Below are 22,343 nucleotides of genomic sequence, written 5' to 3'. Positions count from 1 at the left end.
GGGCGATCGGCCGGGAATACCCCGGGCGGGTCGAAAGTTGGTGCGGAAGGAGGCGGGGCGAGCGGGTGTCAAGAGCCGTTCGAGGTGGTTTGCGAATCGATGCGTCGTGATGCACACTGACCCCGCCGATTTGTTGAACAGCAGAAATAAGAAGTGGATGGGAATGGCTACGGACTACGACGCCCCCCGCAAGACCGATGACGACTCCGAGTCGATCGAGGCCCTGAAGGAGCGAGTCCCCGACAAGATGTCCGGAGTCGTCGACGTCGATGACGCCGACAACCCGGGCGGATTCGAACTGCCCGGTGCCGATCTGTCCGACCTCGATCTGGACGTCGTGGTCCTTCCGCCTCAGGCGGACGAGTTCACGTGCGTGAGCTGCTTCCTCGTGAAGCACCGCTCGCAGATCGACCACGAGGAGAAGCTCGGACCGATCTGCCTGGAGTGCGCTGCTTAAGCGCCTCCCGGCTCCGAAGGACGACCGCTCCGTCGCCGTGATCCCCGGATCGCGGCGACGATGTCGTCCGGGCGGCGAGTGGAGACCAGCCAGTACGGCGTCGGGTCGGCCGGATCCTCGATCGGGACCCGCACCACCTCCTTCACCCAGCCGCGGATGACCAGGTACGCCCGCGCGTCCAGGCGCGTCCCGCGCTCGGCGAACGCCTGGTCCCCCGAGTAGGAGGACGGCTCGCCCACGAGGTCCAGCGGGATGTGCGCGCGGCCGGCGCGCAGCTCCCCCTCCGCCACCTCGATCACGGGGGAGAGCGCCAGCAGCGACAGCACGCAGCCCGCGTACAGAACGACCGCGACGATCACCCCCACCGCGAAGTCGATGGGCGCGAACACCAGGATGCTGGCGGGGATCACGAGGGCGGTGGCGACGAAGAGCCAGGGCGCGGGCCACAGCCTCTCTCGGTAGTACGGCATGACCCTATTGGATCAGACGTTTGGTCTACCCTCGTCACGTGCCTGCAACCGTCGACGTCCCGATCACCGCGGACCGGCTCCCCTCCTACGCCCGTCCGGGCGACGCGGGAGCCGATCTCCACTCGACGGAGGACGTGGTGCTCGCCCCCGGTGAGCGCGCCTCCGTCGGCACCGGGGTGGCCGTCGCCCTCCCGGAGGGCCACGCCGGCTTCGTCGTCCCCCGCAGCGGGCTGGCCTTCAGGCACGGCATCACCGTCGTCAACGCCCCCGGAACGATCGACGCGGGCTACCGCGGCGAGATCCGGGTGGCGCTGCTGAACACCGACAGCCGCGAGACGTACCGCGTCTCGGCGGGGGACCGGATCGCGCAGCTCGTGATCGTCCCCGTCGTCCAGGCGAGGTTCACGGCCGTCGACGAGCTTCCCGAGTCGGTCCGCGGCACGGGCGGCTTCGGATCCACCGGGTACGCCGCCGGCGCCCAGGAGACCAGAATCCACGAGGAGAGCGCATGAGCGACATCCAGTCCACGACCGGCGAGGCCGCCGAGCCCGTCCAGCAGGACTTCGAGAAGTCGGCGCCGGAGGACCGCGCGGAGGCCGGGCCCCTGGACGAGCGCGAGGCCAACCCGGTCCGCCCCTACATCGACCTCGGCGGGGTGAAGGTGCTTCCCCGCGAGGGCATGCACATCCGCCTCGAGGTCGAGGAGGGGACCAAGCGCGTCATCGCCGTCGGCCTCGACTACGCAGGGTCGACGCTGCAGGTGCAGCCCTTCTCCGCGCCGCGCTCCTCGGGCCTCTGGCACGAGATCCGCGGCCAGATCGCCGAGCAGATCGGCCGTCAGGGCGGATCGACGACGGAGCGCGACGGCGTCTTCGGTCCGGAGCTCGTCGCCGAGCTCCCGATCGCCGGCGGCCAGACCCGCGTCGCCCGGTTCGTCGGCGTCGACGGTCCGCGCTGGTTCCTCCGCGGCGTGATCGCCGGAGCCGGAGCCGTCGACGAGCAGGCGGCCGCCTCGGTCGAGGAGCTCTTCCGCAGCATCGTCGTGGTCCGCGGCAGCGGCCCGATGCCTCCGCGCGACCTGATCCCGCTGAAGGTGCCGACCGGCAGCCAGACCCAGCAGAGCGCGAGCTGACCGGCATGGAGCCGGTGCGGCCCGAGGACCCGGCCCGATCGGAGGAGCCGGTCCGGCCCGAGGTGGGCGACGCGATCGCGCAGGCCGCCCGCCGCTCGGGACTCGGCGCGGTCGCCGACGGCGAGCCGTTCGACGGGAAGGCGCTGCTGCGCACCATGGGCGGCGTCCGGGGGATCCTCGAGGCCGTCGTGCCCGGCATAGCCTTCGTCCTGCTCTACACGGTCACCTCGGAGCTGGTGCTCTCGCTTATCGCATCCGTCGGGCTCGCCGTGGCGTTCACGGTGGCGCGGGTGCTCGGCCGGACGCCGGTGATCCAGGCCGTCGGCGGACTGCTCGCCGTGGTGGTCTCGGCCGCACTGGCGCTGTTCACCGGGCGGGGCGTCGACAACTTCGCCCTGGGGCTGCTCACCAACCTCGTCTACGGGCTCGTCTTCCTCCTCTCCGTCGTCGTGCGCTGGCCCCTGATCGGCGTCGCCGCCGGCTTCCTGATGGGGGACGGCACCGCCTGGCGGTCCGATCGGCGCAAGCGCCGCCTCTTCGGCGCCCTGACCCTCGCGTGGGCGGGGCTCTTCCTCCTGCGCCTGGCCGTGCAGTACCCGCTGTTCCTCGCCGAGGACACCACGGCGCTGGGCATCTGGAAGCTGGCGCTGGGCCTGCCCCTGTACGCGCCGCTGCTGGTGCTCACCGTGCTCGCCGTCCGGGCCGAGTACCGCGGAGCCGGCGAGCGCGCCGATGCGGGCGATGCTCCGGATCGTGCGTAGAATTGTCTCGACGTCGAGATAAATAGCGCTCGCCTCCCCGCACCGTCGCGTCGAGGTCGACCGGGCGCCTCGGCGTCGAGGAGTTAGGTCCTCCTTGGTGGCAGGCCGCTGTGCGCGGTCGTCAAGATGAGGACGGAGAGCGGCTCCGCCCGTCGGCGGACGCTGCAGTCAGCGAAGGAGAGGGCGACGTGTCCGCGGTAGACAGCTTTGGATCGAAAGACACCCTGAAGGTCGGCTCGACCGACTACGAGGTGTTCCGCATCGACCGGGTCCCCGGTCACGAGAAGCTCCCGTTCAGCCTCAAGGTGCTGCTCGAGAACCTCCTGCGCACGGAGGACGGCGCGAACATCACCGCCGACCACATCCGCGCCCTCGGCGAGTGGGTCCCGGAGTCGGAGCCCGACACCGAGATCCAGTTCACGCCGGCCCGCGTGGTCATGCAGGACTTCACCGGCGTGCCCTGCATCGTCGACCTCGCCACGATGCGCGAGGCCGTCGCTGCCCTGGGCGGCGACGCGAACCGGATCAACCCGCTCGCGCCCGCCGAGATGGTCATCGACCACTCCGTCATCGCCGACCTCTTCGGCACCGAGGACGCGCTCGAGCGCAACGTCGAGCTCGAGTACGAGCGCAACGGCGAGCGGTACCAGTTCCTCCGCTGGGGCCAGACCGCCTTCGACGACTTCAAGGTCGTCCCGCCCGGAACCGGCATCGTGCACCAGGTCAACATCGAGTACCTGGCCCGCGTCACCATGACCCGCGAGGTGGGCGGCGCGCTGCGCGCCTACCCCGACACCTGCGTCGGCACCGACTCGCACACGACGATGGTCAACGGCCTCGGCGTGCTCGGCTGGGGCGTCGGCGGCATCGAGGCCGAGGCCGCGATGCTCGGCCAGCCCGTCTCGATGCTCATCCCGAAGGTCGTCGGGTTCAAGCTCACCGGCTCGATCCCGACCGGCGTGACCGCGACGGACGTCGTGCTCACCATCACGCAGATGCTGCGCAAGCACGGCGTGGTCGGCAAGTTCGTCGAGTTCTACGGGGCCGGCGTCGCCGCGGTTCCGCTCGCGAACCGCGCCACCATCGGCAACATGAGCCCTGAGTTCGGCTCCACCGCCGCGATGTTCCCCATCGACGACGTGACCCTCGACTACCTGCGCCTCACCGGCCGCAGCGACGAGCAGATCGCCCTCGTCGAGCAGTACTCCAAGCTGCAGAAGCTCTGGCACGACCCCGCGGTCGAGCCGGTCTTCAGCGAGTACCTCGAGCTCGACCTCGGCACCGTCGTCCCCTCGATCGCCGGCCCGAAGCGCCCGCAGGACCGGATCGAGCTCTCGTCCGCCAAGACGCAGTTCGAGTCGGACCTCACCAACTACGCGGACGTCTCGCACGACATCGTCGACCTGACCATCGCGGAGTCGTTCCCCGCCTCCGACCCCGGAGAGCTGCAGCCGCAGGACGAGCACAGCAGCCACGAGCACACCCACCGCTCGCACGCGCCGGCGACCGCCTCCAAGCCGACCACGGTCGAGCTCGGCGAGGGCGGGACCTTCACCATCGACCACGGCGCCGTCGCGATCGCGGCGATCACCTCGTGCACCAACACGTCGAACCCGTCCGTCATGCTCGCGGCCGGACTGCTGGCCCGCAACGCGGCGCAGAAGGGCCTGAAGGCCAAGCCGTGGGTGAAGACCACGCTGGCACCCGGGTCGAAGGTCGTCACCGACTACTACGAGAAGGCCGGCCTGACCGAGTCTCTCGAGGCGCTCGGCTTCTACACGGTCGGCTACGGCTGCACGACCTGCATCGGCAACTCCGGCCCGCTGCTCGAGGAGATCTCGGCCGCGGTGCAGGACAACGACCTCGCCGTGACTGCCGTGCTCTCGGGCAACCGCAACTTCGAGGGCCGCATCAACCCGGACGTGAAGATGAACTACCTGGCGAGCCCCCCGCTCGTCATCGCCTACGCGCTCGCCGGCTCGATGAACTTCGACTTCGAGGTCGACGCGCTCGGCACCGACTCCGACGGCAAGGACGTGTTCCTCAAGGACATCTGGCCCGACGCGGCCGAGGTGCAGGCGACGATCGACTCGTCGATCGACAAGTCGATGTTCGACACGCAGTATGCGGGCGTGTTCGACGGCGACGAGCGCTGGCGCGCGCTGCAGACCCCCGAGGGCTCGATCTTCGAGTGGGACGAGTCGTCGACCTACGTGCGGAAGCCCCCGTACTTCGACGGCATGACGATGGAGACGACCCCGGTCACCGACATCGCCGGTGCCCGCGTGCTCGCCAAGCTCGGCGACTCCGTCACGACCGACCACATCAGCCCCGCCGGCTCGATCAAGGCCGACAGCCCCGCCGGCCGCTACCTCGACGAGCACGGCATCGACCGCAAGGACTACAACTCCTACGGCTCGCGCCGCGGCAACCACGAGGTGATGATCCGCGGCACGTTCGCGAACATCCGCCTGCGCAACCAGCTGCTCGACGGCGTGGAGGGCGGCTACACCCGCGACTTCACTCAGCCGGACGCCCCGCAGTCGTTCATCTACGACGCGTCGCAGAACTACCAGTCCGAGGGCACCCCGCTCGTCATCCTGGGCGGCAAGGAGTACGGCTCCGGCTCGTCGCGCGACTGGGCGGCCAAGGGCACGAGCCTGCTGGGCGTCAAGGCGGTCATCGTCGAGAGCTTCGAGCGGATCCACCGCTCGAACCTCATCGGCATGGGCGTCGTCCCGCTGCAGTTCCCCGCGGGCGAGAGCTGGGAGTCGCTGGGCCTGGACGGCACCGAGTCGATCAGCATCTCGGGCATCGAGGAGCTGAACGAGGGCGTGACCCCCAAGACGGTCCACGTCGTCGCCGAGCCGACCGAGCACTCGGCCGAGGGCAAGCAGACCGTCGAGTTCGACGCGGTCGTCCGCATCGACACCCCCGGTGAGGCGGACTACTACCGCAACGGCGGCATCCTGCAGTACGTGCTGCGCTCGCTCGTCTAGATCAGCCGCAGAACGTGTGCGCCTTCCCTGCGGGGGAGGCGCACACGCGTTCCCGGGGGCCCCGTGCGTAGACTCGGGAGACGTCCCCACCTCGTTCACGACCCCGGAAGGCGGCGCGCATGGCTGTTCTCGAGACCATCGGCGGTCCTCGCGATCTCGATCGCCTGACCGCGGCCGAGCTCGAGACGCTGGCGCAGGAGATCCGCGACTTCCTCGTGCGCGAGGTCTCGAAGACCGGGGGCCACCTGGGCCCGAACCTCGGCGTCGTCGAGACGACCATCGCGATCCACCGGGTCTTCGACTCGCCGCACGACGCGATCGTGTTCGACACCGGCCACCAGTCCTACGTCCACAAGCTGCTCACCGGTCGCCAGGACTTCTCGAAGCTCCGGCAGCGCGGCGGCCTCGCCGGCTACCCGCAGCGGAGGGAGTCGCCGCACGACATCGTCGAGAGCTCGCACGCCTCCAGCTCGCTGTCCTGGGCGGACGGCATCTCCCGCGCCTTCACGATGACCGGCCAGACCGACCGCCACGTCGTCGCGGTCGTGGGCGACGGCGCCCTCACCGGCGGCATGACCTGGGAGGCGCTGAACAACATCAGCGACGACAACTCCCGCGGGCTGGTCATCGTGGTCAACGACAACGGGCGCTCCTACGCCCCGACCATCGGCGGCATGGCCCGCTTCCTCAACGGCGTCCGCACGCGGCCGACCTACCGCACGATGCACCGCGGCTCCCGGGCCGTCTCGGAGCGGCTGGGCGGCCCCGCCGCCGCCGTCTACCGCGGCGTGCGCGGCGGCCTCCACGGCTTCCTCAGCCGCTTCATCAACAACGAGGCGCTCTACTCCAACCTCGACATCAAGTACCTGGGGCCGATCGACGGACACGACCTGACAGCGATGGAGGAGGCACTCCAGCAGGCGAAGGACTACGGCCAGCCGGTCATCGTGCACGCGATCACCCAGAAGGGCAAGGGCTTCGGTCCGGCCGTGCACGACCTCGCCGACCAGTTCCACGCCGTCGGGCAGATCGACCCCGAGACGGGCGAGCCGCTGAGCGCGGCCGGGGCCCGCTCGTGGACCTCGGTGTTCGCCGAGGAGATCGTCACGCTGGCCGACGAGGACCCGACGATCGTCGGCATCACGGCCGCCATGCTCCGGCCCGTCGGTCTCGACCGCCTCGCCGAGAAGTACCCGGAGCGCGTCTTCGACGTCGGCATCGCGGAGCAGCACGCCGTGACCTCGGCCGCCGGTCTCGCGTTCGGAGGGCTGCATCCGGTCGTCGCGCTGTACGCCACCTTCGTGAACCGCGCCTTCGACCAGGTGCTGATGGACGTCGCGCTGCACCGCGCGGGCGTCACCTTCGTGCTGGACCGCGCCGGAGTCACCGGACCCGACGGTCCGAGCCACCACGGCATGTGGGATCTGGCGATCCTGCAGGTCGTCCCGAACATCCGCCTCGCCGCTCCGCGCGACTCCATGCGCCTGCGCGAGGAGCTGCGCGAGGCCGTCGGCGTCACCGACGCGCCGACCGTGGTGCGCTTCTCGAAGGGGAGCGTCGGCGACGAGATCGACGCCGTCGAGCGCCTCGGCGACGGGGTCGACGTGCTCGCCCGCACCGAGCGCAAGGACGTGCTGCTGGTCACGGTCGGGCCGATGGCCGCGATGGGTCTCGAGGTCGCCCAGCGGCTCGCGGCCCAGGGCATCGGAGCCACCGTCGTCGACCCCCGCTGGGTCGTGCCCGTGCCGACCAGCATCATCGAGCTCGCCCGCGAGCACCGCATCGTCGTCTCGATCGAGGACGGGGTGCGCGTCGGCGGGATCGGCACACGCATCCGCCAGGACCTGCGCGAGGCCGGCGTGGACACCGCGGTGACCGAGCTCGGGCTGCCCGACCAGTTCCTCGACCACGCCAAGCGCGAGGAGATCCTCGAGGACGTCGGGCTCACTCCCCAGCACATCGCCCGCGACGTCGTCGCGCAGGTGCTGGGCAGCAAGATCCCGGTCGCCCGCCCGCTCCCGGACGAGGTCGAGGCCCGGGACGACGCCCGCAGCGACTGATCGTCCGTCGGGACCCGTGCCGCAGGCGACGCGCGGAAGGGGCGCCGGATCCGATCCGGCGCCCCTTCCGCGTCACTGCACTCGGCCTCAGTCGACGCCGCGGATGGCGGGGTGGTGGAACGTGTCCCCGAACGCCCGCTCGCTCGCGCCGACCCGGTCGAGGTAGGGCGTGAGCCCGCCCATCTGGAACGGGTAGCCCGCGCCCAGGATCAGGCAGAGGTCGATGTCCTCGGCGGCGTGCACGACGTCGTCGTCCAGCATCCGCTTGACCTCGTCCGCGAGACCCGTCTCGACGCGCAGCCGCAGCTGCTCGGCCGTCATCGGCTCCGTGCCGCCGGCGACGATCGCGACAGCGCGCTTGTCGACGCCCTTCACCCGCCCCTTCGCGTCTCGCTCGAAGACGTGGCCGAGCTCGGCGAGGCGGTGCAGGTTGGGGCTGTCGAAGAAGCGGTCGGGGAACGCGGCGTGGTGGGTGTCGAGCACGTGCGCGCCGACCTTGAGGCCCACCAGCTCGAGCAGCTCGAACGGCGTCATCGGCAGGCCGAACGGAGCCAGCGACTGCTCGACGATCTCGAAGGGAGTGCCCGTGTCGACCGCGTGCATCGCCTCGCCCAGGACCTTCGCCAGCACGCGGTTCACCACGAAGCCCGGCGTGTCTCGCGTGATGACGGCGTTCTTCTTGAGCTTCGCGGCGGTGACCATCGCCGTCGAGAGGGTCTCGTCGTCGGTGTGCGGTGTCCGGACCACCTCGATCAGCGGCATGACCGCGACCGGGTTGAAGAAGTGGAAGCCGACGAGGCGCTCCGGGTGCGCCAGCCGCTCGCCGATGCGCTCGACGGAGAGGGACGAGGTGTTGGTCGCGAGCACCGCCGTGGGCGAGACGTAGCGCTCGATGTCGGCGAACACCTCCTGCTTCACCGACAGCTCCTCGAAGACCGCCTCGATCACCCAGTCGGCGTCGGCGAAGTCGGAGCGGTCGGTCGTGCCGGTGATCAGCGCGCGGAGGCGGTTCGCGTCGTCGGGGGAGACGCGTCCCTTCGCCAGCAGCGCGTCGATCTCGGCGCGGATGCCCGCGACGCCCTTGTCGACCCGCTCCTGGTCGAGGTCGGTGATGACCACCGGCACCTGGAGGCGGCGGAGGAAGAGCAACGCGAACTGCGAGGCCATGAGGCCCGCGCCGACGACCCCGACCTTGGTGACGGGCTTGGCCAGCGCCCTGTCGGGCGCTCCCGCGGGACGCTTGGCGCGCTTCTGCACCAGATCGAACGCGTAGATGCTCGCACGGAACTGGTCGCCCGAGATCAGGTCGGCCAGCGCCTCGTCCTCGGCGGCGAAGCCCTCCTCGCGCGTGGTGTTCTTCGCGGCCTTGAGCAGCTCCAGCGCGCGGTACGGAGACGCCGCGACCGTGCCGATCCGCGACTCCAGCTGCTTGCGCGCGATCGAGATCGCGACGTCCCACTTGACCAGCCGCTCCAGCTTGCCGGGCGCGTTCGGCCGCTCCACCTTCACGGAGCCGCCGATCACGCCGTCGGCCCAGCGGAGCGAGTCCTCGAGGAAGGCGGCGGGCGGGAAGATCGCGTCGGCGATGCCGAGGTCGAACACCTCCTGGCCCTTGAGCGTGCGGTTGTTCTTGAGCGGGTTCTCGACGACGACCTTGAGGGCGTTCTCGATGCCGATCAGGTTCGGCAGGAGCCACGCGCCGCCCCAGCCGGGGATGATGCCGAGGAAGACCTCGGGGAGCCCGAGCGCGGGGATGGAGGAGTCGACCGTGCGGTAGTCGGCGTTCAGGCCGATCTCGGTGCCGCCGCCCAGGGCGAGGCCGTTGATGAAGGCGAAGGACGGCACGCCCAGCTCGGCCAGCATCCCCAGCGTGCGGTGGCCCAGGCGCGCCAGCTGGCGGCCGAGCTCACGGCTCGGGACGGCCCCGACCTTGCTGAGGTCGGCTCCCGCGGCGAGGATGAACGGCTTGCCGGTGATGCCGACCGCCTGGATCTCGCCGCGCGAGGCGCGCTCCTTCTGCGTCAGGAGGACGTCCGCCAGCTCGAAGAGCGACGCCGGCCCGAAGGTGTTGGGGCGGGTGTGGTCGCGGTCGTTGTCGAGCGTGATCAGGGCGAGCGCGCGGCCGCTGGGCAGCGGCACGTCGCGGACGTAGGAGTGGGTGACGACCTCGCCCTCGGCGAGGTCCACGAGGTTCTCGAATCCGTCGAGCATGGGTCAGCGTCCCTTCCGTCGTCCGCGCTTGCCGTCGTAGTGCGGGTTCTCCCAGATCACCGTGCCGCCCTGGCCGAGGCCGACGCAGAGGGCCGTCACGCCGAAGCGGACCTCGGGGTGCGACTCGAACTGCCGGGCCAGCTGGATCATCAGCCGGACCCCGGAGGAGGCGAGCGGGTGGCCGATCGCGATCGCTCCGCCGTACTCGTTGACGCGCGGGTCGTCGTCGTCGAGGCCGAAGTGGTCGAGGAAGGAGAGCACCTGCACGGCGAACGCCTCGTTGAGCTCGAAGAGCCCGATGTCCTCGATGCCCAGGCCCGCCTTGCGGAGCGCCTTCTCGGTCGAGGGGACCGGGCCGATGCCCATGATCTCAGGCTCGACGCCGGCGTACGCGAAGCTCACCATCCGCATCTTCGCGGACAGGCCCAGCTCCTGCGCGGCCTCGGCGCCGGCCAGGAGCGACACCGTCGCCCCGTCGTTGAGGCCGGAGGAGTTGCCCGCGGTCACCCGGCCGTGGGGGCGGAACGGGGTCCGCAGGCCCGCGAGGCCCTCGAGGGTCGTCTCAGGGCGCGGTGCCTCATCGGCGGTCGCGAGGCCCCAGCCCGCGGCACTGCGCGTGGCGACGGGGACGAGGTCCGGCTGGATGCTGCCGGCGGCGTACGCGGCGGCGAGCTTCTGCTGGCTCCGCAGGGCGTAGTGGTCGGCGCGCTCCTTCGTCAGGTGCGGGAAGCGGTCGTGGATCCGCTCCGCCGTGCGGCCCATGTTGAGCGCGTCCTCGCCGACGAGGCGCTCCGAGAGGAAGCGCGGGTTGGGGTCGGCGCCGAAGCCCATCGGGTGCCGGCCCATGTGCTCCACGCCGCCGGCGAGGACCACGTCGTAGGCGCCGAACGCGATGCCGCCCGCGGTCGCGGTGACCGAGGTCATCGCTCCGGCGCACATGCGGTCGATGGCGAAGCCGGGCACCGACTTCGGCAGCCCTGCGAGCAGCGCCGCCGTGCGGCCGAGGGTCAGGCCCTGGTCGCCCTGCTGGGTGGTGGCGGCGATCGCCACCTCGTCCACCCGCTCCTTCGGCAGCGCGCCGTTCCGCTCCAGCAGACCGATCATCGCCTTGACGACGAGGTCGTCGGCTCGGGTCTGCCAGTACATGCCCTTCTCGCCGGCACGCCCGAACGGAGTACGGACTCCGTCGACGAACACGACTTCGGATCTCTCGGCCACAATGCCTCCCAGGAACTCACGGTCGCCGTCGATCGTAGGAACCGGCACCGCGCAGCCGGAATCCTTTGCCGCTTCCTACGAAGGGGTTTCGGTGCCCTCGGCCGGCGCTTGGGCCGCTTCGACAAACGCGGTGGCGATCGAGCCCGATGTGGCCTCGACCTGCCAGGCGCGGGCGCCGGCACGGGTGAGCTCCGCGGCGACCGACTCCGCGGTCAGCGGCTCGGGCGGGTTCCAGGCCACCCGGCGCAGCAGCTCCGGCGTGAGCAGGTTCTCGACCGGGAGCGAGAGCAGCTCGGCGATCTCGGTGACCACGGCGCGTCCCGCCTTCAGGCGCGCGTCGGCGGCCGGGTTGCGATCGCCCCACGCGCGGGGAGGGGGGAGCGTGTCGGCGGCCGGGCGGGTCGGGCTCGGCAGGTCCTCGGTCGTCGTCCCGCGCTCGATCGCGGCCCACCAGCGCTCGACCTCGCCGCGGCTGGCGCGGCCGGTGAAGTCGCGGCGGCCCGAGAGCTGGCCGATGCTGGTCGGGATGTTGCGGGCGACCGCGATGATCGAGGAGTCGGGGATCAGGCGGCCGGGAGCGATGTCGCGCTCGCGGGCGAACGCGTCCCGGGCCAGCCAGAGCTCGCGCGCCACGGCGAGGGGGCGCGGGCCGCGGAGCGAGTGCATGCCGGAGAGGCGGCGCCACGGATCCGGCGGGACCACCTTCGGGGCGCGCGCGAGCGTCGCCTCGAACTCCTCGCGGGCGATGCGCGTCTTCCGCGCGGCGATGAGCATCTCCTCCATGCGGTCGCGGAGGTCGACGAGGAGCTCCACGTCCTTCGCGGCGTAGACGAGCCAGCTCTGGGGGAGGGGGCGGGTCGACCAGTCGGCGGCCGAGTGCTCCTTGGCCAGGTGGATGCCGAGGAGGTCCTCGACGACGGCGCCGAGGCCCACCTTGGGCAGTCCGAGGAGCCGGGCGGCGAGCTCGGTGTCGAAGATCCGCACCGGGTCCAGGCCCACCTCGCGCAGGCAGGCGAGATCCTGGCTGGCGGCGTGGAGGACCCACTCCTCCTGCCCGATGACCGCCTGCAGGGCGTCCATCCGGCCGATGGCGGGGGGATCGAAGAGGAACGCGCCGGCGCCGCGCCGGTAGACCTGGATCAGGTACGCGCGCTGCGAGTAGGTGAAGCCCGAGGCGCGCTCGGCGTCGACGGCGACGGGGCCCTCGCCGGCGGCGAGGGCGTCGACCGCGGCGAGGAACTCGTCGGGCGTGGAGAGGACACGGTAATCAGTCACGGTTGTTCCGTCGGAAGGCGAGCGGGGTCACACCGTCGCTCGATACGGGCGGGAGACCCGCGAGCATGCACAACAGCTCCCCCCACCCTTCCACGTGAGCGGCGAGCTGCGCATCATCCGGGCTCCAGGAGGCGCGGATCTCGATCTGCGCACCGTCCCCCTGAGCGGCCAGCTCGCCGAAGCCGGTGGAGAGCACCTTGGTCGCCGTGCCGGACGCGGCGGAATAGGAGGCGCCCCGCGCCCCGAGGGCGTCGATGAGCCAGGACCAGGCGACCTCGGCGAGGAACGGATCGGTGCCGATCTCGACCTCGAGCGGGGCCTGGGCGAAGCAGACGACACGGAAGGGGCCGCCCCACTGCTCGGGCTCCTCGGGGTCGTAGAGCAGGATGAAGCGCCCCGTGCCCAGCTCGGAGTCGCGTCCGTGCGCGTGCGGCGCGACGTCGCCCGACAGGGCGAGGGCCCAGGGCGCGAGACCCGACGGCGAGGCGATCTCGGACACGGTGAGCTCGGCGCGCGTGGCAGCGGCGCGGATCGACTCCGTCGCGACCCGGAACTCCTCGGGGAGCTGGGACGACGCTGGGAATTCGGGCACGATCGCAGACTAGGGTTCCGACGCGCCCGGGACGCGGAGGCACGCCGAGTGGGCGGCTCTCAGCGCGTGCGGCTCCAGCGGGCGTAGACGGCCCCGGAATCGTCCGCGGCCAGCAGCGTCAGGGAGTAGGCGTCGTCGACGACGGCCGTGCCCGTCGCGACCGGGAGGCCCGGCAGGACGACGCGCGGCGAGGTGGTGAGGCACAGCTCGTCGACCCGGCCCGAGGCGAGGAACTGGCCCGAGAGCGAGGCGCCGCCCTCGCAGACGACGCGGTGCAGGCCGAGCCCGGCGAGAGCCTCCAGGAGCTCGTCGACGCCGATCCGCTCCGAGGAGGACGGGACCGGGACGACCTCGACGCCGGCGGGGAGCCCCTCCACCGCGCCGCGCGACTCCGGCACCAGCAGCAGGACCCGGGAGCCCTCCTGCAGCTCCAGGCGGTGCCCGGCGAGATCGCCCGTGGCGGAGACGACGGCGAGCGGGACCCGCCGGGGGACGCGGTAGCCCTCGGCGCGGACGCTGGCGGCTCCGACGAGGACGACGTCAGCCTGCTCGCGGACCACTCCGAGGATCGTGCGGTCGACGCGGTTGGTGAGCGTCTCGCTGGTGCCGTCGGAGCCGGTGCTGGAGCCGGTGACGCTCGCGATCATGTTCAGGCGCACGCGCACCGCCTCGTCGGGACGCCAGGCGTCCGCGACCGCCGCTCGCGCGCCCTCCTCTCCGATCACGATCGGCGGACCGGCGGGGACGAGCGGCCGGAGGATCATGCGGCCAGGTGCGCGCGGACCTGCCGCTTGGTGCGGCCGAGCAGCGCGGTCATGCCGCGCAGGCGCAGCGGCGAGACCGCCTCCGAGAGGCCGATGGTCTGCGGGAAGTCGTCGGGGACGGCGAGCACCTGCTCGGGGGTGAGTCCGGCCAGGCCCTGCGCCAGGATCGACGCGAAGCCGCGCGTCGTGGGCGCCTCGCGGGGAGCAGTGGCGTGCAGGTGCACGATCCCGCCGTCGACGTCGACGACGATGAAGACCGGCGCCTGGCACTCCTCCACGCGCTCGAAGAGGTCCGGGTGGTCGCGGTAGCGCTCGGGCAGGTCGGGGAGCTCGTTCGAGAACTCGAGCAGGAGCTGCAGGCGCTCCGGCTTCTCGAGGGCGAGGAACTCCTCGCGGATGTCGCGCAGAGCGTCGGGGAGCGTGGTGTCGGTCATCCGGTCCAGTGTCTCATCGGGGGAGGGGCGGCGGGCGGTCGCAGCGGAGGCCGGGAGCCCGGATCCGGCCCGTCGACGGGCGGATCGGCGCTCCCGGCCTCCGTCGTGACGCGTCAGCGGGCCGCGGGGGCCTCGCCGGGCTCGGCGCCCTGCACGATCGGGACGCGGACGGCGCTGCCCCACTCGGTCCAGGAGCCGTCGTAGTTGCGGACGCCCTCGAAGCCGAGGAGGTGGGTCAGCACGAACCAGGTGTGGGCGGAGCGCTCGCCGATCCGGCAGTAGGCGATGACGGAGTCGCCGTCCTTCAGCCCCGCGCCCTCGCGGTAGATGCCGTTCAGCTCGTCGAGGGGGCGGAAGGTGCCGTCCTCGGCGGCGGCCCTGCCCCAGGGCACGTTCTGCGCGCTGGGGATGTGACCGGCGCGCAGGGCGCCCTCCTCCGGGTAGGCCGGCGCCGTGGTGCGCTGCCCGGTGAACTCCTCCGGGGAGCGGACGTCGATCAGCGGGTTGCCGAAGTGCGCGAGGACGTCGTCCTTGAAGGCGCGGATCTCGGCATCGCTGCGCTCGACGACCGGGTACTCGGCGGGCTCCGGGGAGGAGGCGTCCGTGGTCGTCGGGCGGCCCTCCGCGAGCCACTTGTCGCGGCCGCCGTCGAGCAGACGGACGTCCTCGTGGCCGAAGAGGGTGAAGACCCAGAGCGCGTAGGCGGCCCACCAGTTGTTCTTGTCGCCGTAGACGACGACGGTGGTGTCGCGGGCGATGCCCTTGCCGCCGACGAGCGCGGCGAACGCGGCCCCGTCGATGTAGTCGCGCTGCACCGGGTCGTTGAGGTCGGTGTGCCAGTCGATCTTGACGGAGCCGGGGATGTGACCGGTCTCGTAGAGCAGGACGTCCTCGTCGGACTCGACGACGACGAGACCGGGAGTGCCGAGGCGCTGCTCGAGCCAGTCGGCGCTGACGAGCCGTTCGGGGTGCGCGTAGGAGGCGAACTTCGGCGACGGATCGGTTTCGACGGACAAGGAGGACCTCCAGGATGGTGCGCGGAGCGCGGGCGTGATTCCACGGCGGGCTACGCTGGAGCCCGCCCTTCAGCGACAGTACGCGTCCGCGGACGACGCCGCACGGAGGGCGCCGTAAGAGTTCGACACAGAACCGCGGCGGCTCCGTGCCCGGTGCGGCCGCCGCCACTGAGCGCACGGACCCCCGCCGTGCGCAGGATGCGAGACGCGAGTGAGCCCCGACGACGTCCGATCGACGAGCAGCCTGACCGCCCGCTCGCCCCAGATCAGCGGGCACGAGATCGCGTCGACGCTGGTGCCCCCGCGCCAGTTCGAGGGCGCCACCTTCGAGAGCTACCGTCCCGACCCGGAGTACCCCTCGCAGGCCGACGCGGTGGAGGCTCTCCGCGCGTTCGCCGCCGGCGGCGGATCCAAGGGCGGCGGAGGCGGCTTCCTGGGCTTCGGCCGGAAGAAGGCCCCCGCGGTCAAGCCGGGCGTGTACCTCGACGGCGGCTTCGGCGTCGGCAAGACCCATCTGCTCGCGGCGATCTGGCACGCGGTGCCGGGCCGCACCTACTTCGGGACGTTCATCGAGTACACCGCGCTCGTCGGCGCGCTCGGCTACGCGGCGACCGTCTCGCTCCTCAAGGGCTCGGCGCTGCTGTGCATCGACGAGTTCGAGCTGGACGACCCGGGCGACACGATGCTGATGACGCGGCTCCTCGGCGAGCTCGTCGCCTCCGGGACCCGCATCGCCGCGACCTCGAACACCCCGCCCAACGCTCTGGGCGAGGGGCGCTTCGCCGCGGCGGACTTCCTCCGCGAGATCCAGTCGATGGCCGCCCACTTCGAGACGATGCGGATCGACGGCACCGACTACCGGCGCCGCGACATCGAGGGCCACGCCGTGGTGCGCACCGACGGGGAGATCGACGCTCTCGTCGCGGCCGCCCCCGCCGGCTCCGTCGTCACCGACGACCCGTTCGCGGACGCCGTGCACCACCTGGGCACCGTGCACCCCTCCCGCTACATCAAGGTGATCGACGGCGTCGACACCATCGTGCTCCGGGGCGTCACCGCTCTGACCGACCAGACCGACGCCCTGCGCCTCGTGGCCTTCATCGACCGGGTCTACGACGCGCAGATCCCGGTCCTCGCCTCCGGGACGCCCCTCGACGAGGTCTTCGGCGGCGACATGCTGAGCGGCGGCTACCGCAAGAAGTACCTGCGGTCGATGTCGCGGCTCATCGCGCTCACCTCGATGGCGCCCCGCTCCTAGGGGCGGATCCGCTCTCCTCCCGGTGTTCCCGGGGTCGTCGTCGTGCCGTCCGCCAGCGCCCCGTAACGCGCTTTTTACACAGGGGCCTCGGCCGTAACCTCCGCGAAACGCGGTGCCTCACGGGACGAAACCTCGCGCCACCAGACTGTCGGCTACCCGAGGTGACCCGACACCCGCGTGTCTCCAGGCCGTGCTCCGACGCAGCGTCCTCGCTCCGGGCTTTTCTCTGCACACTCACGAGAGGTTCAACAATGGATCAAGGCAATACCGCGTTCCTGCTCATCGCAGCCGCGCTGGTCCTGCTCATGACCCCCGGGCTCGCCTTCTTCTACGGCGGCCTGGTGCGTGCGAAGAGCGTCATCAGCATGATGATGCTCAGCTTCGGAGCCATGGGCCTCATCGGGGTCCTCTGGGTCCTGTACGGCTACGCGATCGCGTTCGGCAACGGCCCGTCCGGCCCCGCAGGGACCGACACCTTCGTCGGCATCGACGGCGTCCTCGGCATCGACACCGCCCAGATCGGCCTGCAGGGCATCTACAACGACGCGCTCGGCGAGCAGACGTCGGCCTACCCGACGCTGGCCTTCGCCGCGTTCCAGGCGACGTTCGCGATCATCACCGTCGCGCTCATCTCCGGCGCCATCGCGGACCGCGCGAAGTTCGGCGCCTGGATGGTCTTCGCCGGTGTCTGGGCCACCGTCGTCTACTTCCCGGTCGCCTCGTGGGTCTTCAACTTCACCCTCGGCGACGACGCCACCGTCGTCGACGGCGGCTGGATCGCCTACGGCGTCGGCGCGATCGACTTCGCGGGCGGCACCGCCGTCCACATCAACGCCGGAGCGGCGGCCCTCGCCCTCGCCCTGGTGCTCGGCAAGCGCGTCAACTTCACCAAGGGCGCGCACCAGCCGCACAACCCGCCGTTCGTGCTCCTGGGCGCCGGACTCCTGTGGTTCGGCTGGTTCGGCTTCAACGCCGGCTCCGAGCTCGCCGCCGACGGCATCGCGGCCGTCGCCTTCCTGAACACCATCGCCGCTCCGGCCGCCGCGATCCTCGGCTGGCTCGTCGTCGAGAAGATCAAGGACGGCAAGCCCACCTCGATCGGCGCCGCCTCGGGCGCGGTCGCGGGCCTCGTCGCGATCACCCCGGCGTGCGCCAGCCTGTCGCCGTTCTGGGCGATCGTCCTGGGCGTCATCACCGGCGCCGTCTGCGCCCTGGCGATCGACCTCAAGTACCGCCTCGGCTACGACGACTCGCTCGACGTGGTCGGCGTGCACCTGGTCGGCGGCCTCATCGGAACGCTCTACATCGGCTTCTTCGGCACCGGCGTGGGCCTGTTCCTCACCGGCGACGCGAGCCAGCTCGGCAAGCAGGCCCTCGCGGCCTTCACTGTCCTCGCCTACTCCTTCGTCATGACGCTCCTCATCGGCTGGATCATCCAGAAGACGATGGGCTTCCGCGTGAAGAACGAGGACGAGATCGCCGGCATCGATACGGCCATCCACGGCGAGGCGGGCTACGTCCTGGCGGACTGACCCCCTAATCCGCAGCACCCGACGGGGTGCCGGCTCTCCGGAGCCGGCACCCCGTCGGCGCGTCCGGGACGGGCGACCGCCGGGCGCGCCCCGCGGGCGGGCGGCTGAGAATCCGGGCTAGGGTTCCGGGGTGCCCTCCTCGCGCTCGGTCGTGTCCCTGCTCCTCCGACTCCTCGGCCGCGCGGTCGCCCCGCGGCCGGACGCCGGGCCCCGCCCGCAGCGCCCGTACCTGAGCACGACGGCGCCGACCCCGGGCGCGAGCGGGGTGGGCCGCACCGTCGAGGTCGACCCGTCGCGGCTCCGCGGGGTCCGCCTGGGCTACGCGCCCACGCCCGACGGCGACCCGGACCCGGGCGAGGTCGTCTGGACCTGGGTTCCCTACGAGGAGGACGACGGCCGCGGCAAGGACCGCCCGGTGCTCGTGCTCGCGGTCGAGAAGTCGGGGACGGTGCTCGCCGTGCGGCTGAGCTCGAAGGAGCACTCCGACTACCTGGCCGTCGGCACCGGCGGCTGGGACCCGGACGGGCGCCCCAGCTGGGTCGACCCGGAGCGCGTGTTCCGCGTGCACCCCGCCGGGATGCGCCGCGAAGGAGCAGCTCTGGAGCGTGCTCGGTACGACGCCGTCGCCCGGGTGCTCTCGGCGCGGTACGGCTGGCACTGAGCGCTCGACGCCGTCGAGCGGCCACGAGAGGTCGCCGCTGAGCGCCTCAGGGGAGATCCCTGCCTGTCGAACGAGGGCCGTGCTCCTCGGAGGAGGCGTCAGACCGGGTCGATCGGCACGAATCCCGCGTACTTCGCGGCGCGGCCGTCCCCGGAGGACGTGCCGGTGAGCCTGCGCTGCACCCACGGCGCGACGTGCTGCCGGTAGTACTGCACGGTTCCGCCGCGCCGGAGTGCGGCCTCGGGAGCGTCGGGCAGCGCGGCGGGCGGCGTGAGCCCGAGCGCCCGCAGAACCCGGTCGGCCACCCGCCGGTGCCCCCGCGGGCCGAGGTGCAGGCGGTCCTCCGACCACAGCTCCGGGTCGGCGAAGGCGGGGTCGTGCCAGTTGTCGGCGACGACCACGTCGGTCCGGTGGCTCGTCCGACGCAGGACGGCGTCGGTCAGCGCGTCCCCGCGGCGGCGGATGAGCGAGCCGAGCGGGAGCCGCGGCGACGGGTCGGCGCCGGCCAGGGCGATCAGCACGACGCCCTGCTCGTCGCAGCGCTCGAGCACACGGAGGTAGGCGTCGGCGATCCGCTCGATGTCCGCGCGCGGGCGCAGCATGTCGTTGCCGCCTCCGTTGAAGGAGAGGTGGGTCGGTCCCAGGGCGAGCGCGGGCTCGAGCTGCTCGGCGAGGATCGGCGCGATGAGCCGGCCCCGGATCGCGAGATTGGCGTACTCGATCCGCTCGCCCGTGGCCGCCGCCCATCCCGCGGCCGTCAGATCGGCCCAGCCGCGCGGGGTGCCGTCCGGCCGCTCGTCGCCGACGCCCTCGGTGAAGGAATCGCCGATCGCGACGTAGCGGACGGCCGTCATCGGCGGGTTCCGGAGGTGCGCATCGTGGCACTGTACCGCTCCGCGGCCGGGCTCAGGCGCGGCGCCTCAGCGGGGTGACCGGTGCCGAGCGGATGCTGCTGGGGCGGGCCGGCGTCGCGGCGCCCGGCGCTGCGGCGAGCAGCTCCTCCTCGGGCCGGGTGCCGGGTCGGTGCTCGCGCTCGGGACGCGGGGCGGCCCGGAACCAGGCGGCCAGCGCGGAGGACCGGCGGTGCCTCCGGTGGTCGCGGTCCAGCTCGGCGGTGCCCCGGTAGCCGGAGCCCCGGGCGATGCGGTCGAGGCCGCCGAGAGCGACGGGGGTGCTCGCCATCAGGACGGCGGCCAGCTCGAGTCGGCGGAGGGCGAGGTGCTCGTCGAGGCCGAGCCCGTAGCAGCGGCGGAACCGCAGCCGCAGCAGCAGGGCGGGCATCCGCAGCTCGGCGGCGAGGTGGTGGACGGTGAAGCGCCGATCGAGGTAGCGCTCGTTGACGAGGGCGGCCGCCGCGATGGCGACGACGTCGAGCGGCCGGCGGGAGGCGGCGAGGCGGGGGGCGGGGGTTCGGGGGTCCAGGGCAGGCATGCACAGGAGACGCGCGAGGTCCCTGTTCGTGACGCGGAGGCGCGGAATGCGTTCGGGGTGGCGCAGTGATCGGCGTCGGACCGGCGCGACCGGCGAGGGCTGTGCCATCGTCGGGAGGGGGCGGAGTCCCCGCCGATCCGGAACCGACACCCAGGAGACGACCGCATGGCGCACGCCGCGCTGATCATCCACAGCGCACGGAAGGTCGACGCGGCCGGGACCGTGGAGGACCACTGGCTCCTCGCGCGGGACGGCGCGATCACGGCGACCGGCACCGGCACCGGCTGGCAGGCGCAGGCGGAGGGGGCGGAGCTGCACGACGCGCGGGGCCTCACCGCTGTCCCGGGCTTCCTCGACCTCCACGTGCACGGAGGGGGCGGTCACGGCTTCGACGGAGGAGCGGAGGCGATCCGCGCGGGCCTCGCGCTGCACCGCTCCCGCGGCACCACGCGCTCGCTGGTCAGCCTGGTCTCGGCGCCGCTGAAGCAGCTGGAGTCCTCTCTGGACGCGGTCTCGGCCCTCGCGGCCGCCGACCCGCTCGTGCTCGGCGCGCACCTCGAGGGCCCGTTCCTCGCGCCCTCGCGCAGGGGAGCGCACGACCCCGCGGCTCTCGTGCACCCCTCCTCCGGCGCGGTCGGCCGGCTGCTGGACGCCGCCCGCGGACGCCTCTCGCAGATCACGCTCGCGCCCGAGCTGCCGGGAGCCCTCGCCGCGGTGGAGCGGCTCGCCGGCGCCGGCACGGTGGTCGCGGTGGGCCACACCGAGGCGGACGCCGACCAGGCGCGGGCCGCGTTCGACCGCGGAGCCCGGCTGGTCACGCACGCGTTCAACGCCATGCCCGGGATCGGCCACCGCTCCCCGGGCCCGATCCCGGTGGCCCTGGGAGACGAGAGGGTCGCGCTCGAGCTGATCCTCGACGGCCGGCACGTGGACATCGAGGTGGTGCGGCTCGCGTTCGCGGCTGCTCCCGGGCGGATCGCGCTCGTCACCGACGCGATGGCGGCGGCCGGGGCGGGCGACGGAGCGCACCGCCTCGGCCCGCTCGACGTCGAGGTGCTCGGCGGAGTCGCCCGGCTCGCGGGCACCGCTGTGCTCGCCGGATCCACGCTCACGCAGGAGGAGGCCCTGCGGCGGGCCGTCGGGCCCGGCCGGCTCGGGCTGGAGGCGTCCGTCGCCGCCCTCACCGCCGTTCCCGCCCGCGTGCTCGGCCGTGGCGACCTCGGCCTGCTGGCCCCCGGGTACCGCGCCGACGTCGTCCTGCTCGACGCATCGCTCCGCGTGCAGCGGGTCTGGGCCGAGGGGCGCCCGTTCCCCGACTCCGCGGCCGGCGCGACCCGGGTCAGGGCGTCGGCGTGACGGTCCAGGTCCCCTCGGTCTGGACGGCCATGACGCCGGGCAGGTCGGCCTCGAACACCTCGGAGAAGGCGACGGAGTCGCCGAACAGCTGCGGCTGATCGGAGGTCGTGAACACGCGGCCGGAGAACGAGTCGTCCGGACCCGCGGGCGTGTAGTCGACCGTCACGCGCGGGACGTCGTCGGAGAAGAACAGAACGGCCGGGCCGGTGCCGGACTGCGCACCGCTCACCGTCGCGAGGTCGTTCCAGCTCTGCAGGCCGAGCGTCCACGGCCCGTCGGCTCGGACGATCACCTGCTGCTCGACGGGGTCGTCGCGGAAGATCCCGGTCAGGAACGACCCCGTCATCGGGGCGGCGGCCTCGCCGAAGGGCGTCATCCGGCCCGCGGCGGTGACGATCGCCGTGCCGGTGCAGGCCGAGCAGTCCAGGCTCAGGACGACCGCGAACTCGCCCTGCCGCTGGAACGACACGTCGGCCGGGCCGGTGCCCGAGACGGTGGCGGGGACTCCCTCGCCGACCGGCCCGGCGTCGACGACGGTTCCGACCGGCTCGGCGGTCGCAGGAGCGGAGGGGGTCGGGCTCGGAGTGATCAGGTCGGTGATGGCGGGTCTCGGCGTCCGCGAGGCGGGCGCGGACGCCGTGGCGCCCGCCTCGGCCCCGCCGCCGGCGGTGCACCCGCCCAGCAGCAGGAGCCCCGCCGCTGCCGTCGTCGCCACT

21 protein-coding genes are annotated in these 22,343 nt (G+C 72.4%); 10 read left to right on the top strand and 11 right to left on the bottom strand.

All coding sequences use genetic code 11. The features are described 5' to 3' along the window. Positions 1-163 precede the first annotated feature (163 nt). Entirely contained in the window at positions 164-457 is a 294-nt protein-coding gene (locus C5C59_RS03765; RefSeq protein WP_055792269.1) for a DUF4193 domain-containing protein, read from the top strand. Here the strand turns inward: C5C59_RS03765 and C5C59_RS03760 are convergent. After that, a complete protein-coding gene (locus tag C5C59_RS03760; RefSeq protein WP_104238756.1) occupies positions 454-927 on the bottom strand; it encodes a DUF3093 domain-containing protein in 474 nt (157 codons plus the stop codon). The genes C5C59_RS03765 and C5C59_RS03760 overlap by 4 nt on opposite strands. A gap of 38 nt (positions 928-965) precedes the next feature. On the opposite strand from C5C59_RS03760, the gene dut reads away from it, so the two are divergent. The 5 genes from dut to dxs all read left to right on the top strand — a co-directional run bounded on the left by dut (position 966) and on the right by dxs (position 7,879). Further along, positions 966-1,439, top strand: a complete 474-nt coding sequence (dut, locus tag C5C59_RS03755; RefSeq protein ID WP_104222105.1) for a dUTP diphosphatase — start codon at positions 966-968, stop codon at positions 1,437-1,439. Beyond that, the gene (locus C5C59_RS03750) at positions 1,436-2,059 is read left to right on the top strand and encodes a DUF3710 domain-containing protein (RefSeq protein ID WP_104222103.1); all 624 of its coding nucleotides are present in this window, start codon (positions 1,436-1,438) and stop codon (positions 2,057-2,059) included. The genes dut and C5C59_RS03750 overlap by 4 nt, the downstream gene beginning before the upstream one ends. Before the next feature lie 5 nt (positions 2,060-2,064). Beyond that, positions 2,065-2,820 carry a DUF3159 domain-containing protein gene (locus tag C5C59_RS03745; protein WP_104238757.1) on the top strand — a complete coding sequence of 252 codons (756 nt, stop codon included), beginning with the start codon at positions 2,065-2,067 and terminating at the stop codon, positions 2,818-2,820. 188 nt (positions 2,821-3,008) lie between these two features. Next, a complete protein-coding gene (acnA, locus tag C5C59_RS03740; protein ID WP_104238758.1) occupies positions 3,009-5,819 on the top strand; it encodes an aconitate hydratase AcnA in 2,811 nt (936 codons plus the stop codon). A gap of 119 nt (positions 5,820-5,938) precedes the next feature. Then, positions 5,939-7,879: a 1-deoxy-D-xylulose-5-phosphate synthase gene (gene dxs / locus C5C59_RS03735; RefSeq protein WP_104238759.1), complete on the top strand. Its 1,941-nt coding sequence runs from the start codon at positions 5,939-5,941 to the stop codon at positions 7,877-7,879. An 87-nt stretch (positions 7,880-7,966) separates the two neighbouring features. Here dxs and C5C59_RS03730 read toward each other — a convergent pair whose 3' ends face one another. The 7 genes from C5C59_RS03730 to C5C59_RS03700 form a co-directional block, all read right to left on the bottom strand. Beyond that, on the bottom strand, positions 7,967-10,090 hold the full coding sequence (locus tag C5C59_RS03730; RefSeq protein WP_104238760.1) for a 3-hydroxyacyl-CoA dehydrogenase NAD-binding domain-containing protein: 2,124 nt from the start codon (positions 10,088-10,090) through the stop codon (positions 7,967-7,969). A gap of 3 nt (positions 10,091-10,093) precedes the next feature. Continuing rightward, positions 10,094-11,308, bottom strand: coding sequence for a thiolase family protein (locus tag C5C59_RS03725; protein WP_104238761.1), 1,215 nt, complete (start codon positions 11,306-11,308; stop codon positions 10,094-10,096). Positions 11,309-11,383: 75 nt separating this feature from the next. Beyond that, positions 11,384-12,583 (bottom strand): ribonuclease D, encoded by a 1,200-nt coding sequence (locus C5C59_RS03720; RefSeq protein WP_104238762.1) that lies wholly within the window; start codon positions 12,581-12,583, stop codon positions 11,384-11,386. Next, complete coding sequence (locus C5C59_RS03715) at positions 12,576-13,175, bottom strand: DUF3000 domain-containing protein (protein WP_104222090.1); 600 nt, start codon at positions 13,173-13,175, stop codon at positions 12,576-12,578. The genes C5C59_RS03720 and C5C59_RS03715 overlap by 8 nt, the downstream gene beginning before the upstream one ends. A gap of 59 nt (positions 13,176-13,234) precedes the next feature. Then, positions 13,235-13,939, bottom strand: coding sequence for a dihydrofolate reductase family protein (locus C5C59_RS03710; RefSeq protein WP_104238763.1), 705 nt, complete (start codon positions 13,937-13,939; stop codon positions 13,235-13,237). Beyond that, the gene (locus tag C5C59_RS03705) at positions 13,936-14,373 is read right to left on the bottom strand and encodes a SufE family protein (RefSeq protein ID WP_104238764.1); all 438 of its coding nucleotides are present in this window, start codon (positions 14,371-14,373) and stop codon (positions 13,936-13,938) included. Before C5C59_RS03705 ends, C5C59_RS03710 begins: the two co-directional genes overlap by 4 nt. A 113-nt stretch (positions 14,374-14,486) precedes the next feature. Further along, positions 14,487-15,389: a sulfurtransferase gene (locus tag C5C59_RS03700; protein ID WP_104232576.1), complete on the bottom strand. Its 903-nt coding sequence runs from the start codon at positions 15,387-15,389 to the stop codon at positions 14,487-14,489. A 211-nt stretch (positions 15,390-15,600) separates the two neighbouring features. Between C5C59_RS03700 and zapE the strand changes: the two genes are divergently transcribed. From zapE to C5C59_RS03685, 3 genes are all read left to right on the top strand, one after another. Further along, positions 15,601-16,647, top strand: coding sequence for a cell division protein ZapE (gene zapE / locus C5C59_RS03695; RefSeq protein WP_104238765.1), 1,047 nt, complete (start codon positions 15,601-15,603; stop codon positions 16,645-16,647). 251 nt (positions 16,648-16,898) lie between these two features. Continuing rightward, complete coding sequence (locus tag C5C59_RS03690; protein ID WP_104222080.1) at positions 16,899-18,179, top strand: ammonium transporter; 1,281 nt, start codon at positions 16,899-16,901, stop codon at positions 18,177-18,179. A 130-nt stretch (positions 18,180-18,309) separates the two neighbouring features. Then, positions 18,310-18,840 carry a type II toxin-antitoxin system PemK/MazF family toxin gene (locus C5C59_RS03685; RefSeq protein ID WP_167299028.1) on the top strand — a complete coding sequence of 177 codons (531 nt, stop codon included), beginning with the start codon at positions 18,310-18,312 and terminating at the stop codon, positions 18,838-18,840. A 98-nt stretch (positions 18,841-18,938) separates the two neighbouring features. Here the strand turns inward: C5C59_RS03685 and C5C59_RS03680 are convergent, their stop codons facing one another. Beyond that, on the bottom strand, positions 18,939-19,694 hold the full coding sequence (locus C5C59_RS03680) for an SGNH/GDSL hydrolase family protein (protein WP_104238766.1): 756 nt from the start codon (positions 19,692-19,694) through the stop codon (positions 18,939-18,941). 52 nt (positions 19,695-19,746) lie between these two features. Continuing rightward, positions 19,747-20,271 (bottom strand): hypothetical protein, encoded by a 525-nt coding sequence (locus C5C59_RS03675; protein ID WP_104251220.1) that lies wholly within the window; start codon positions 20,269-20,271, stop codon positions 19,747-19,749. 165 nt (positions 20,272-20,436) lie between these two features. On the opposite strand from C5C59_RS03675, the gene C5C59_RS03670 reads away from it, so the two are divergent. Further along, positions 20,437-21,627 carry an N-acetylglucosamine-6-phosphate deacetylase gene (locus tag C5C59_RS03670; protein WP_104237431.1) on the top strand — a complete coding sequence of 397 codons (1,191 nt, stop codon included), beginning with the start codon at positions 20,437-20,439 and terminating at the stop codon, positions 21,625-21,627. Here C5C59_RS03670 and C5C59_RS03665 read toward each other — a convergent pair. Then, entirely contained in the window at positions 21,611-22,342 is a 732-nt protein-coding gene (locus C5C59_RS03665) for a hypothetical protein (protein WP_104225243.1), read from the bottom strand. The genes C5C59_RS03670 and C5C59_RS03665 overlap by 17 nt on opposite strands. Between the last annotated feature and the right edge of the window lies 1 nt (position 22,343).

Origin of the sequence: Rathayibacter sp. AY1F4, from assembly GCF_002931775.1 — a bacterium.
Classification (GTDB): domain Bacteria; phylum Actinomycetota; class Actinomycetes; order Actinomycetales; family Microbacteriaceae; genus Rathayibacter.
Note: the sequence above shows the minus strand (reverse complement) of the source record. Positions and strands in the feature narration are given on the sequence as shown.